Below are 13,141 nucleotides of genomic sequence, written 5' to 3'. Positions count from 1 at the left end.
ACTATGAAGATAACAACTCCAGCCGGCAAGGCGAGTTCGTTACTTCAGAACTAACACAGTGGACGCGAGCAACTGAGGACAAGCCCTCGGCCTATTAGTACCAGTCAACTCCACCCGTTACCGGGCTTCCATATCTGGCCTATCAACCCAGTCGTCTACTGGGAGCCTTAACCCCTCCAGGGGGTGGGAGCCCTCATCTCGAAGCAGGCTTCCCGCTTAGATGCTTTCAGCGGTTATCCTTTCCGAACGTAGCCAACCAGCCATGCCCTTGGCAGGACAACTGGCACACCAGAGGTTCGTCCGTCCCGGTCCTCTCGTACTAGGGACAGCCCTTCTCAAGACTCCTACGCGCACAGCGGATAGGGACCGAACTGTCTCACGACGTTCTAAACCCAGCTCGCGTACCGCTTTAATGGGCGAACAGCCCAACCCTTGGGACCGACTCCAGCCCCAGGATGCGACGAGCCGACATCGAGGTGCCAAACCATCCCGTCGATATGGACTCTTGGGGAAGATCAGCCTGTTATCCCCGGGGTACCTTTTATCCGTTGAGCGACGGCGCTTCCACAAGCCACCGCCGGATCACTAGTCCCTACTTTCGTACCTGCTCGACCCGTCAGTCTCACAGTCAAGCTCCCTTGTGCACTTACACTCAACACCTGATTGCCAACCAGGCTGAGGGAACCTTTGGGCGCCTCCGTTACTCTTTAGGAGGCAACCGCCCCAGTTAAACTACCCACCAGACACTGTCCCTGATCCGGATCACGGACCCAGGTTAGACATCCAGCACGACCAGAGTGGTATTTCAACAACGACTCCCCCGCCACTGGCGTGACGAGTTCACAGTCTCCCACCTATCCTACACAAGCCGAACCGAACACCAATATCAAGCTATAGTAAAGGTCCCGGGGTCTTTCCGTCCTGCTGCGCGAAACGAGCATCTTTACTCGTAGTGCAATTTCACCGGGCCTATGGTTGAGACAGTCGAGAAGTCGTTACGCCATTCGTGCAGGTCGGAACTTACCCGACAAGGAATTTCGCTACCTTAGGATGGTTATAGTTACCACCGCCGTTTACTGGCGCTTAAGTTCTCAGCCTCGCCCCACCGAAATGGAGCTAACCGGTCCCCTTAACGTTCCAGCACCGGGCAGGCGTCAGTCCGTATACATCGCCTTACGGCTTCGCACGGACCTGTGTTTTTAGTAAACAGTCGCTTCTCGCTGGTCTCTGCGGCCACCACCAGCTCAGAGTGCAAAACTCATCACCAGCAATGGCCCCCCTTCTCCCGAAGTTACGGGGGCATTTTGCCGAGTTCCTTAACCATAGTTCACCCGAACGCCTCGGTATTCTCTACCTGACCACCTGAGTCGGTTTAGGGTACGGGCCGCCATGAAACTCGCTAGAGGCTTTTCTCGACAGCATAGGATCATCCACTTCACCACAATCGGCTCGGCATCAGGTCTCACCCTTAACGTGCGACGGATTTGCCTACCGCACGGGCTACACCCTTACCCCGGGACAACCACCGCCCGGGCTGGACTACCTTCCTGCGTCACCCCATCACTCACCTACTACCACCTTGGATCAGCGGCTCCACCACTCCCCTTTGTCCGAAGACTCCAGGGCGGCTTCACGGCCTTAGCATTAATGGATTCGATGTTTGGCGCTTCAAAGCGGGTACCGGAATATCAACCGGTTGTCCATCGACTACGCCTGTCGGCCTCGCCTTAGGTCCCGACTTACCCTGGGCAGATCAGCTTGACCCAGGAACCCTTAGTCAATCGGCGCACACGTTTCCCACGTGTGTATCGCTACTCATGCCTGCATTCTCACTCGTGAACCGTCCACAACTACCTTCCGGTGCTGCTTCACCCGGCACACGACGCTCCCCTACCCATCACAGTCCCCGTTAGGGGTATCTACTGCAATGACACGACTTCGGCGGTGTGCTTGAGCCCCGCTACATTGTCGGCGCGGAATCACTTGACCAGTGAGCTATTACGCACTCTTTCAAGGGTGGCTGCTTCTAAGCCAACCTCCTGGTTGTCTCTGCGACTCCACATCCTTTCCCACTTAGCACACGCTTAGGGGCCTTAGTCGATGCTCTGGGCTGTTTCCCTCTCGACCATGGAGCTTATCCCCCACAGTCTCACTGCCGCGCTCTCACTTACCGGCATTCGGAGTTTGGCTAAGGTCAGTAACCCGGTAGGGCCCATCGCCTATCCAGTGCTCTACCTCCGGCAAGAAACACACGACGCTGCACCTAAATGCATTTCGGGGAGAACCAGCTATCACGGAGTTTGATTGGCCTTTCACCCCTAACCACAGGTCATCCCCCAGGTTTTCAACCCTGGTGGGTTCGGTCCTCCACGAAGTCTTACCTCCGCTTCAACCTGCCCATGGCTAGATCACTCCGCTTCGGGTCTTGGGCACGCTACTCAACGCCCTCTTCGGACTCGCTTTCGCTACGGCTTCCCCACACGGGTTAACCTCGCAACATACCGCAAACTCGCAGGCTCATTCTTCAAAAGGCACGCAGTCACGACTATGCAGCAAGCTGCATAGCGACGCTCCCACGGCTTGTAGGCACACGGTTTCAGGTACTATTTCACTCCGCTCCCGCGGTACTTTTCACCATTCCCTCACGGTACTATCCGCTATCGGTCACCAGGGAATATTTAGGCTTAGCGGGTGGTCCCGCCAGATTCACACGGGATTTCACGGGCCCCGTGCTACTTGGGTGGTTCTCAAACGAGCCGTTGATGTTTCAGCTACGGGGGTCTTACCCTCTACGCCGGACCTTTCGCATGTCCTTCGCCTACACCAACGGTTTCTGACTCGCCGACCGGCCGGCAGACCGGTCAAGAGAACTCCCACAACCCCAACCACGCAACCCCTGCCGGGTATCACACGTGACTGGTTTGGCCTCATCCGGTTTCGCTCGCCACTACTCCCGGAATCACGGTTGTTTTCTCTTCCTGCGGGTACTGAGATGTTTCACTTCCCCGCGTTCCCTCCACACTGCCTATGTGTTCAGCAGCGGGTGACAGCCCATGACGACTGCCGGGTTTCCCCATTCGGACACCCCCGGATCAAAGCTTGGTTGACAGCTCCCCGGGGCCTATCGTGGCCTCCCACGTCCTTCATCGGTTCCTGGTGCCAAGGCATCCACCGTGCGCCCTTAAAAACTTGGCCACAGATGCTCGCGTCCACTGTGCAGTTCTCAAGCAACGACCAGCCACCCACCACCCCGCCACACTCGGCGAGTTCACTGGGGCCGGCGTTGAAGGTACAGACGTCTCCGTCCGTGCCCTCAGACACCCAACAGCGTGCCCGACACCCTCGCCCCCTGACACGTTCCACGCCGAAGCAGTACTAGTGACCAGTGAGCCAAGTGTGCCGAGTAGTCAACGTTCCACCCATGAGCAACCAGCACCGGACATTCGCCGATGTACTGGCCCCTGACCAGCCCGAAGGCCGGTAAGAAGTGCTCCTTAGAAAGGAGGTGATCCAGCCGCACCTTCCGGTACGGCTACCTTGTTACGACTTCGTCCCAATCGCCAGTCCCACCTTCGACGATTCCCTCCCACAAGGGGTTGGGCCACCGGCTTCGGGTGTTACCGACTTTCGTGACGTGACGGGCGGTGTGTACAAGGCCCGGGAACGTATTCACCGCAGCAATGCTGATCTGCGATTACTAGCAACTCCAACTTCATGGGGTCGAGTTGCAGACCCCAATCCGAACTGAGATCGGCTTTTTGAGATTCGCTCCACCTCGCGGTATCGCAGCTCATTGTACCGACCATTGTAGCACGTGTGCAGCCCAAGACATAAGGGGCATGATGACTTGACGTCGTCCCCACCTTCCTCCGAGTTGACCCCGGCAGTCTCCTGTGAGTCCCCATCACCCCGAAGGGCATGCTGGCAACACAGAACAAGGGTTGCGCTCGTTGCGGGACTTAACCCAACATCTCACGACACGAGCTGACGACAGCCATGCACCACCTGTACACCGACCACAAGGGGGCGCCTGTCTCCAGACGTTTCCGGTGTATGTCAAGCCTTGGTAAGGTTCTTCGCGTTGCGTCGAATTAAGCCACATGCTCCGCTGCTTGTGCGGGCCCCCGTCAATTCCTTTGAGTTTTAGCCTTGCGGCCGTACTCCCCAGGCGGGGAACTTAATGCGTTAGCTGCGGCACGGACGACGTGGAATGTCGCCCACACCTAGTTCCCAACGTTTACGGCGTGGACTACCAGGGTATCTAATCCTGTTCGCTCCCCACGCTTTCGCTCCTCAGCGTCAGTATCGGCCCAGAGATCCGCCTTCGCCACCGGTGTTCCTCCTGATATCTGCGCATTTCACCGCTACACCAGGAATTCCGATCTCCCCTACCGAACTCTAGCCTGCCCGTATCGAATGCAGACCCGGGGTTAAGCCCCGGGCTTTCACATCCGACGTGACAAGCCGCCTACGAGCTCTTTACGCCCAATAATTCCGGACAACGCTTGCGCCCTACGTATTACCGCGGCTGCTGGCACGTAGTTAGCCGGCGCTTCTTCTGCAGGTACCGTCACTTGCGCTTCTTCCCTGCTGAAAGAGGTTTACAACCCGAAGGCCGTCATCCCTCACGCGGCGTCGCTGCATCAGGCTTTCGCCCATTGTGCAATATTCCCCACTGCTGCCTCCCGTAGGAGTCTGGGCCGTGTCTCAGTCCCAGTGTGGCCGGTCGCCCTCTCAGGCCGGCTACCCGTCGTCGCCTTGGTAGGCCATTACCCCACCAACAAGCTGATAGGCCGCGGGCTCATCCTGCACCGCCGGAGCTTTCCACACACAGACCATGCGGTCGTGTGTCATATCCGGTATTAGACCCCGTTTCCAGGGCTTGTCCCAGAGTGCAGGGCAGATTGCCCACGTGTTACTCACCCGTTCGCCACTAATCCCCTCCCGAAGGAGGTTCATCGTTCGACTTGCATGTGTTAAGCACGCCGCCAGCGTTCGTCCTGAGCCAGGATCAAACTCTCCGTGAATGTTTACCCGTAATCGGGTCAACACACACAAGAGCGGAACAGGAAGCGGAATAGGCTTCCCGTTCACAGCGTCCTCGCTGTGTGTGCCACCCGCACCGTTAAGTGCTGGTGGGCTTTTTCAAAGGAACCTCATCCTCCGGCTGCTGCCGGTGGACGGGGTATCAACATATCTGGCGTTGACTTTTGGCACGCTGTTGAGTTCTCAAGGAACGGACGCTTCCTTTGTGCCTGTTTCACCAGGCTCTCCGGGCGCTTCCCTTCGGTCTTGCGTTTCCGACTCTATCAGATCCTCGCGGTCCTGATTTTCGCCGGTGCGTTTCGGCCTTTCGGCTTCTTCGCGGTTCCAACCTTACCAGATCCGTTCGGCGTTTCCGCTTTCCGTTTCCGGCCCCCTGTTGGAGCGGGGTGACCGTCCGGCTTTCGCTTTTCGGCCTTTCCGACTCTATCAGATCCGTTTTTCGTTCCGGGCTTCCGGTGAAGGAAGCTGGTCGGTTCGAATGTGAATCCGATTCCCCGTCGGAGGGGGTTTGTTCGCGCCTTCCGGCGTGATCACTACTTTAGTGCCTTTTCCCGGTGACGCATAATCGAGTCACTGGTCAGAATTTCGGCACGCCGAAATCCGTCCCGTTCGGGAGTCGTGCAGTGGTGATGGTGCCGCCGTCCGGCGTGAGGGGCTGCCGTGGGGGCCTGTCGGCTCCGTGGCAACTCGGAGAACACTACACGAGGGGTTGGGGCGCTTCAAACCCGTGCCAGGAGGCGGATCCGGGCGTACCGTGGCCCCTATGACGACGCGTGCACTCGTACAGCAGTGGTGGCCCGCCTGACGGCGGCCGCCCCCAGTGCATGCAGACAACGGCCGCCGGACCCGGCGGCCGTTTCGCGAATCTCCTCGCAGCCGGCCGGTGGGCGCGGCGGTCCCGGGACCAGTAGTTCGGGAGACGAGAGAGATGACGCGGACACGGATCTTCAGTGGTGTGAAGCCGACGGGGCACCTGACCCTGGGGAACTACCTCGGTGCGCTGCGCGGCTGGGCGGACGAGGACCAGCACCGGGCGGACGCGCTGTTCTGCGTCGTGGATCTGCACGCGCTGACCGTGGAACACGATCCGGCGCGGGTGCGAAGGCTCAGCCGGCAGGCCGCCACGCTGCTGCTGGCGGTGGGGCTCGATCCGCGGCTCTGCACGGTGTTCGTGCAGAGCCATGTCGACGAGCACACGCGGCTGGCGTACCTGATGGAGTGCACGGCGTCCGACGGCGAGATGCGGCGCATGATCCAGTACAAGGAGAAGACCGAGAGGGAGCGGGCCCGGGGCGGCAGCGTACGACTGTCGCTGCTGACGTATCCGGCTTTGATGGCCGCCGACATCCTCGCGTACGGAACCGGCGAAGTGCCGGTGGGTGAGGACCAGGCGCAGCACGTGGAGCTGACGCGGGACCTGGCGGTGCGGTTCAACCAGCGGTACGGGCAGACGTTCGTGGTGCCGAAGGCGACGGTGCCGAAGGTGGCCGCGCGGGTGATGGACCTCCAGGAGCCGACGTCGAAGATGGGGAAGTCGCACGCCCGTACCTCGGGGATCGTCTATCTGCTCGACGAGCCGGAGGTGGTGCGCAAGAAGGTGATGCGGGCCGTCACGGACGCCGGGTCGGACGTCGTGTACGACCGGGCCGAGCGGCCCGGGGTGGCCAACCTGCTCGACATCCTGGCCGCGTGCGGTGCGGGGGATCCCACGGAGCTGGCGGATGAGTACGACTCGTACGGCGCGCTCAAGAAGGACACGGCGGAGGCGGTGGTGGAACTGCTGCGGCCGGTGCGGGAACGGCACGCGGAGCTGGTGAAGGACCCGGAGTACGTGGACTCCGTCCTGCGGGACGGGGCCGAGCGGGCCCGGGCGATCGCGCGGCCGCGGGTGGATGCGGCGTATCGGGCGGTGGGGCTGATGCCGGCGGTGTGAATGGGGGTGGGGTGGCCACCGGTGCGGGTGTTGTGCGCGGCGGTGGCCACCGCCCCGGAGGTCCCGGGTCCGGGGCGGCGGGGTAAGAGGGTCAGCCGTTGCCCGAGGCGAGTTCGCGGCTGCGGTCGCGGGCCGCTTCGAGGGCGGCGATCAAGGCCGCGCGCACACCGTGGTTCTCCAGCTCGCGGATGGCGTTGATGGTGGTGCCGGCGGGTGAGGTCACGTTCTCGCGAAGGGTGACCGGGTGCTCGCCACTGTCCCGGAGCATGGTCGCCGCGCCGATCGCCGCCTGCACGATCAGATCGTGCGCCTTGTCGCGCGGCAGGCCGAGCAGAATGCCGGCATCGGTCATCGCCTCGACGAGAAAGTAGAAATACGCCGGGCCCGAGCCGGAAAGGGCGGTCGCGGCGTCCTGCTGGGACTCCGGGACACGCAGCGTCTTGCCGACCGTGGCGAAGATTTCCTCGGCGCGGGTGAGGTGGGCGGCGGTGGCGTGGGTGCCGGCCGAGATGACGGACATCGCCTCGTCGACCAGGGCGGGGGTGTTCGTCATGACCCGTACGACGGGGGTGGCGTCGGGCAGCCGCTCCTCGAAGAAGGCGGTGGGGATGCCGGCGGCGCCGCTGATGACCAGGCGGTCGGCGGGTGTGTGCGGGGCCAGCTCCGTGAGGAGGGTGCCCATGTCCTGCGGCTTGACGGTGAGGATCAGCGTGTCCGCGGACTTGGCGGCCTCCGCGTTGGTCACGGGGGTGACGCCGTAACGGGTGCGGAGCTGGTCGGCGCGTTCGGGGCGGCGGGCGGTGACCATGAGGTCGGCGGGGGCCCAGCCGCCTCGGATCATGCCGCTGAGGAGGGCTTCGCCGATTTTTCCGGTGCCGAGTACGGCGACCTTCTGGGTCATGTTGCGGTTCACCTCGCCGGTGGGGCTGATGGGGGTACGGGGGTGGCCCGGGCCTGGGCCTGGGCCTTGGCCGCGGTCTGGCCTTGGCCTTGGCGGCCGGGCGGTGTGCGGGCTGCGCTGCCTTGCCCTGGTCATCCTCGCATCGTGTGGGTTCGGGGGTGGGGGCGTCCACGTTGCGGGCGACTGGGTGACGTAGCCGATGCGGGAGCGCGGGCGGGCGTGGCCGGCGGGGCGCCCGAGGACGTCGAGGGTGCCGGTCACCTTGGCCTTGCTGCCGACGACGGCGCGCATCCAGGTGGTCTCGCCGCAGCCGGACGGGCCGAGGAGGCCGGTGACACGGCCGGTCGGGACGTCGAAGTCGAGGCGGTCGAGGACGGTGCGGTGGCCGCTTACGACCGTGAGTGTCCGGGCCCGTACGGCGACGGTCTGCTCGGGAACGGTCCGGGTGACCGGGGGCGGGACGGGTCGGGTCGGGTCGGTCGCGACCGTAATTCCTCACGTGGTGAACAATGCGCGCGCGGTACGGCGCGTCAAGGGCCGGGGTCGTGCTCCGGCGGCCGCCGGAGTGCGCGGAATCGACCACTCCTGTTCGCTAACTCGGCGTTTACACGACGGTTACACAGCGACTCGCTCAAAGTCATGCTGCTTTGGACAGACTGAAGATGAGTGTCCAACCAGCCGTAGGAGGGGGCCGACGCCATGCGCCGCGTGCTGCTGTTCCTCTTGGCAGTGCTGCTGGCGTTTCCGGTCGGCTCCGAGGGTGCGTACGGGCGGACGGCTGGAACCGGGGCCGGAGCCGGTGGCAGGGCGGGGACGCAGACCGTCGGTGTGGCCGCACCGTTCGCGTACGAGGAGGACGGCCCGGCGGACTCCGCGAGCGAGCGCTGCCCCACCGGCCGCGCCGCGCGGTCCGCGACGGGGATACCGGCCTTCCACCCGGGCGACCAGGCCCGGGGCACGAGCGACCCCACCGCCCCGCCGGCCACCGGGCCGGACCCGGCGACTCCGGTCACCGGGCACCGCGCCGTACCTCTGCGGCGTTCGGGCCAGCTTCCCATCAGTCATCGCGTGTTCCGCTGCTGATCGACGTCCGGCAGACGAAAGTCGGTAATCGGCATTCGGTAATCGGTATTCGGTGAATGTCCTTCGGCGATCGACGACCACAGTCGTCGGTAGCTGCCGCCAGCCGCCGGCAGTCCGCCGCCCGGCGAGGCATCACCGGCGACATACCGCCATCCCCTCCCCCTCCCCTCTCCGCACGGCGCACCTCCGCGCCGCGCGGCCCGTCGCAATGCGCTGGAGGCACCCTCATGCAGAAAACAACGGACATACGCGCGGACTTCACCGCTTCACTCGTCGTCTTCCTGGTCGCCGTGCCGCTGTGTGTCGGCGTGGCCGTCGCCTCCGGCGTCCCGGCCGAGCTCGGTCTCGTCACCGGCATCGTCGGCGGCCTGCTCACCGGCTTCCTGCCCGGCAGCAGCCTCCAGGTCAGCGGCCCGGCCGCCGGACTGACCGTCCTCGTGTACGAGGCGGTCGAGGAGTTCGGGCTGAGCGCCCTCGGTGCGCTGGTGCTGGCGGCCGGTGTGCTGCAAGTGGCCATGGGGGCGCTGCGGCTGGGGCGCTGGTTCCGGGCCATCTCCGTGGCCGTCGTCCAGGGCATGCTGGCGGGCATCGGACTCGTTCTGATCGCCGGACAGTTGTACGCGCTCACCGACACCCGGCCGCCGGGCACCGGGCTCGCCAATCTCGGCGGCCTGCCGGAGCTGGCGTCCGACACGGTCTGGTCGGACCAGGCGCTGACGGCGTCGGCGGTCGGCGTCGGCACCATCGCCGTACTGGTGCTGTGGCCCCGGTGGAAGCGCGCGGCGCGCCTGCTGCCGGCTCCGCTCGCGGCCGTGGCGCTGGCCACCGGCACCGTCGCCGTCCTCGGCCTGCCGGTGGCCCGGGTGGAGGTCACGGGGTTGCTGTCGGCCGTCCAGCCGCCGGGCGGGGCGGACTTCGGGCAGCTGGCGGGGGTCGGCGCGGTCGGTACCGTGCTCGCCTTCGCGCTCATCGCGTCGGCCGAGTCGCTGTTCAGCGCGGCCGCTGTGGACCGGATGCACGACGGCCCGCGTACGGACTACGACAAGGAGCTGATGGCGCAGGGGGCGGGCAACGCGGTGTGCGGGCTGCTCGGCGCGCTGCCGATGACCGCGGTGATCGTGCGCAGCTCCGCGAATGTGCGGGCCGGGGCCCGTACGAAGGCGTCGCGGGTGCTGCACGGCGTGTGGCTGCTGCTGTTCGCGGCGGCGTTCCCGGCGGCGCTGGGTGTCGTGCCGCTGGCGGCGCTGGCGGGGGTGCTCGTGCACGCGGGCTGGAAGCTCATTCCCGTACGGGACATGGTGCCGCTGTGGCGTGAGCATCGAGGGGAGGCCGTGGTGCTCATGGGGACGGCGGTGGCGATCGTGGTGACCAACATGTTCGAGGGGGTCCTGATCGGGTTGCTGATGGCGGTCGCGAAGTCCGCGTGGGAGACCTCGCACGCGCATCTGGAGGTGTCGGGGCTGGAGGACGGCGGGCCCGGGGCCGGGCCCGTTCGCGTACGCGCGCTGGGGAACGCCACCTTCCTGCGGCTGCCCAGGCTGCTGGACCAGCTGGAGGCGCTGCCGCGCGACCGGGACGTGATCCTGGACCTCTCCGGGCTGCGGCACCTCGACCGCGCCTGCGCGGCGGCGCTGGGCACCTGGGCGGAGCGGCGGCGGCCGGCCGGGCCCGATCCGATGGCCGCCACCGCCACCCCCGCGCCCCCATACCGGGCATAGAGGGCGATAAACGCCATTAAACGGAAGGGAGCGGCGTTGCGGGGCCAATGGGCCGTAGGGTCAGGGAGCTTGATCCAACCGTCCTACGACCCTAGGAGCCCCGTGATCCGCCGGCCTCTCCGCTCCTGCGGTGCGACCGCCGCGCTCTCCGTCGCCCTGCTGCTGTCCTCCTGTACGAGCGCGACGCGGCTGGACGGCACGCAGGGCGCGGGCAGTGTGCACGACCCGCTCTTCCCCACCCTCGGCAACGGCGGGTACCAGGTCGGGCACTACGGTCTCACCCTCGACTACGACGTACGCGGCGGCACGCTGGACGCCACCGCCGACATCAGCGCCACCGCGCAGGCCGACCTCGCCTCCTTCCAGCTGGACCTCCAGGGGATGAAGGTGCACGGCGTGCGGGTGGACGGTGAGGACGCCGAGTTCTCCCGCAAGGGCCACAAGCTGACGGTCCGCCCGCCCGCGACGGTCAAGAAGGGCGCCACGTTCCGTACGACGGTCGCGTACGACGGCGAGCCCGAGGAGATGAAGGACGCGGACGGCGCGACCGAGGGCTGGGTCCGTACGGAGGACGGGGCGTTCGTCGCGGGGCAGCCGGCCGGGTCCATGACGTGGTTCCCCGGCAACAACCACCCCGGCGACAAGGCCGCGTACGACTTCAAGATCACCGTGCCGGACGGGTACACCGCCGTCGCCAACGGCGAGCTGCGCGGCCGGAAGAGCACCAAGGGCCGGACCACCTTCGAGTGGCACAACGCCGAGCCGATGGCGTCCTACCTCGCCACCGCGACGATCGGGAAGTTCACCGTCGAGGAGTCCCGCACGAAGGGCGGGCTGCCCGTCTACACGGCCGTGGACCCGGCGGAGGCCAGGGAGAGCGCCGGGCCGCTGGGCAAGCTGGACGAGATCCTCGACTGGTCGGTGAAACGGTTCGGCCCGTATCCGTTCTCCTCCGCCGGGGCGATCGTCGACCACACGCCCGAGCGGGTCGACTGGGGCGCCCTGGAGACGCAGACCAAGCCGGTCTACGCCGGGGCCCCGGACGAGGGCACGGTCGTCCACGAGACCGCGCACCAGTGGTTCGGCAACTCGGTGACGCCGAAGACGTGGCAGGACATCTGGCTCAACGAGGGGTTCGCGCAGTACGCCGAGTGGCTGTGGGAGGAGGACAAGGGCGGCCGTACGGCGCAGCAGCAGTTCGACGAGCTGTACAAGACCGACGAGGACGACGAGGACGTCTGGGGCTTCGCGCCCGGCGATCCGGGCACGGCGGAGAACGTGACCGGCGAACCCGTCTACAAACGCGGCGGCATGGTCCTCCAGCAGCTCCGCAAGGCCGTCGGCGACAAGGACTTCTTCGCGATCCTCAAGGACTGGCCCGCCGAACACCGGCACGGCAACGCCGACACCCAGCAGTTCATCGACTTCTGCCAGGACCGTACGGAGGTCGACCTGACGGACCTCTTCGACGACTGGCTGTACGGGGACGGGAAGCCGGACTGGGAGTACTGAGGGGGCGGCGGATTCGCGGGCGCACTCGAAGGCCCCGACTCTCCCGATACGCCGGTTTTCGCGGAAGCGAGTAAAAGGGCGGGGCCGGCAGGGTAAACGGGCAGGTGAGTTCCTGTGGTCCCCGCGCGTGCGGGGGTGGTCCCGTGGCGCTGCAGGCCCGCCTGGAGGGCCGGCAGTGGTCCCCGCGCGTGCGGGGGTGGTCCCGTCAGGCGGTGTCGAGGCAGACGGGCAGGTGAGTGGTCCCCGCGCGTGCGGGGACCACAACCGGCGTCTGCCGGTGCGATCGCAGGGTGATCCGGAAGAGGGAAGCGCCCTACCCGCGCTTCTTCTTCGCCTTTGTCGCCTTCTTGGCCGCCGGGTTGCCCGTACGCGCGTTCCGGCGGCGCTCGTAGCGCTCGCGTTCCGTCTCGTACTCGGCGCGCCGTACCCCTTCACCCGGCGCCTCGACGAGGCTGCGGCAGAAGTAGGCGAGCAGGGAGCCGATGAAACCGAGAGGCTCTGGGCGGAGCGGTCGGCCGGGCGGTCGGCGGCCGCGTCGTCGGTGATGCGGGTCAGGCGGTCCCAGGTGCGGCGGAAGGCGACCGCGCTGCAGACCGCGAAGCAGGCCACGATCAGGGCGTTGAGGAACGAGCCGACCTCGGCGATCTCCAGGCCCTGGAAGGCGAAGCGCAGCACCACCGCGCCGGCCGCGGCGAGTGCCAGGGAGCCGACGGCTGCCCCGGCCCGGCGCAGGCCGTAGCCGCCGTCGTGGTGCACCCAGGTCGTCCCGAAGAAGCGGATCGGGGCCGGCTCGGGGCCGGACCGGTCCGGGGCGGGCGGTGTCTCGTCGCTCATGCCGTCGATTATCCCCGGGGGCCGTCGGGCGACGGCACCGTGGCCGCCGGGGACGGCGCGACCGCCGCGCCCGCCGGGGCTCCCTCGGTGCCGTGTCCCCTGACGGGCGCGCAG

5 protein-coding genes, 2 rRNA genes and 2 pseudogenes are annotated in these 13,141 nt (G+C 65.8%); 4 read left to right on the top strand and 5 right to left on the bottom strand.

Annotation, left to right across the window (positions count from 1 at the left end; all coding sequences use genetic code 11):
- Positions 1 to 74: 74 nt before the first annotated feature.
- Both ACEXOX_RS27370 and ACEXOX_RS27365 read right to left on the bottom strand, forming a co-directional pair.
- Positions 75 to 3,195, bottom strand: a 23S ribosomal RNA gene (locus ACEXOX_RS27370).
- 303 nt (positions 3,196 to 3,498) lie between these two features.
- A 16S ribosomal RNA gene (locus ACEXOX_RS27365) occupies positions 3,499 to 5,027 on the bottom strand.
- The 16S and 23S rRNA genes sit together here, the layout of an rRNA operon.
- 947 nt (positions 5,028 to 5,974) lie before the next feature.
- Between ACEXOX_RS27365 and trpS the strand changes: the two genes are divergently transcribed.
- Positions 5,975 to 6,979 carry a tryptophan--tRNA ligase gene (gene trpS / locus ACEXOX_RS27360; RefSeq protein ID WP_030018064.1) on the top strand — a complete coding sequence of 335 codons (1,005 nt, stop codon included), beginning with the start codon at positions 5,975 to 5,977 and terminating at the stop codon, positions 6,977 to 6,979.
- A 91-nt stretch (positions 6,980 to 7,070) separates the two neighbouring features.
- On the opposite strand, the gene proC is transcribed toward trpS, so the two are convergent.
- Together proC and ACEXOX_RS27350 are read right to left on the bottom strand one after the other, a co-directional pair.
- A complete protein-coding gene (gene proC / locus ACEXOX_RS27355) occupies positions 7,071 to 7,880 on the bottom strand; it encodes a pyrroline-5-carboxylate reductase (RefSeq protein WP_406526486.1) in 810 nt (269 codons plus the stop codon).
- 186 nt (positions 7,881 to 8,066) lie between these two features.
- Positions 8,067 to 8,372, bottom strand: a pseudogene (locus ACEXOX_RS27350) (ATP-binding cassette domain-containing protein); the annotation flags it as partial.
- Between the two features lie 207 nt (positions 8,373 to 8,579).
- Between ACEXOX_RS27350 and ACEXOX_RS27345 the strand changes: the two are divergent.
- From ACEXOX_RS27345 to ACEXOX_RS27335, 3 genes are all read left to right on the top strand, one after another.
- The gene (locus ACEXOX_RS27345) at positions 8,580 to 8,963 is read left to right on the top strand and encodes a hypothetical protein (RefSeq protein ID WP_406523840.1); all 384 of its coding nucleotides are present in this window, start codon (positions 8,580 to 8,582) and stop codon (positions 8,961 to 8,963) included.
- A 227-nt stretch (positions 8,964 to 9,190) separates the two neighbouring features.
- On the top strand, positions 9,191 to 10,681 hold the full coding sequence (locus ACEXOX_RS27340) for a SulP family inorganic anion transporter (protein WP_406523839.1): 1,491 nt from the start codon (positions 9,191 to 9,193) through the stop codon (positions 10,679 to 10,681).
- Between the two features lie 102 nt (positions 10,682 to 10,783).
- Complete coding sequence (locus tag ACEXOX_RS27335; protein ID WP_406523838.1) at positions 10,784 to 12,193, top strand: M1 family metallopeptidase; 1,410 nt, start codon at positions 10,784 to 10,786, stop codon at positions 12,191 to 12,193.
- A 313-nt stretch (positions 12,194 to 12,506) separates the two neighbouring features.
- Here ACEXOX_RS27335 and ACEXOX_RS27330 read toward each other — a convergent pair.
- Positions 12,507 to 13,027: pseudogene (locus ACEXOX_RS27330) on the bottom strand (hypothetical protein).
- Positions 13,028 to 13,141 lie beyond the last annotated feature (114 nt).

Source organism: Streptomyces sp. Ac-502 (assembly GCF_045222935.1).
Lineage (GTDB): Bacteria > Actinomycetota > Actinomycetes > Streptomycetales > Streptomycetaceae > Streptomyces > Streptomyces monomycini.
This window is presented reverse-complemented; position numbering and strand designations above follow the sequence as displayed.

Bases quoted from the DNA above. Each gene is read 5' to 3' on its own strand.
- ACEXOX_RS27340 (WP_406523839.1), top strand. From the start codon at position 9,191: ATGCAGAAAACAACGGACATACGCGCGGACTTCACCGCTTCACTCGTC.
- proC (WP_406526486.1), bottom strand. From the start codon at position 7,880: ATGACCCAGAAGGTCGCCGTACTCGGCACCGGAAAAATCGGCGAAGCC.
- ACEXOX_RS27345 (WP_406523840.1), top strand. From the start codon at position 8,580: ATGCGCCGCGTGCTGCTGTTCCTCTTGGCAGTGCTGCTGGCGTTTCCG.
- trpS (WP_030018064.1), top strand. From the start codon at position 5,975: ATGACGCGGACACGGATCTTCAGTGGTGTGAAGCCGACGGGGCACCTG.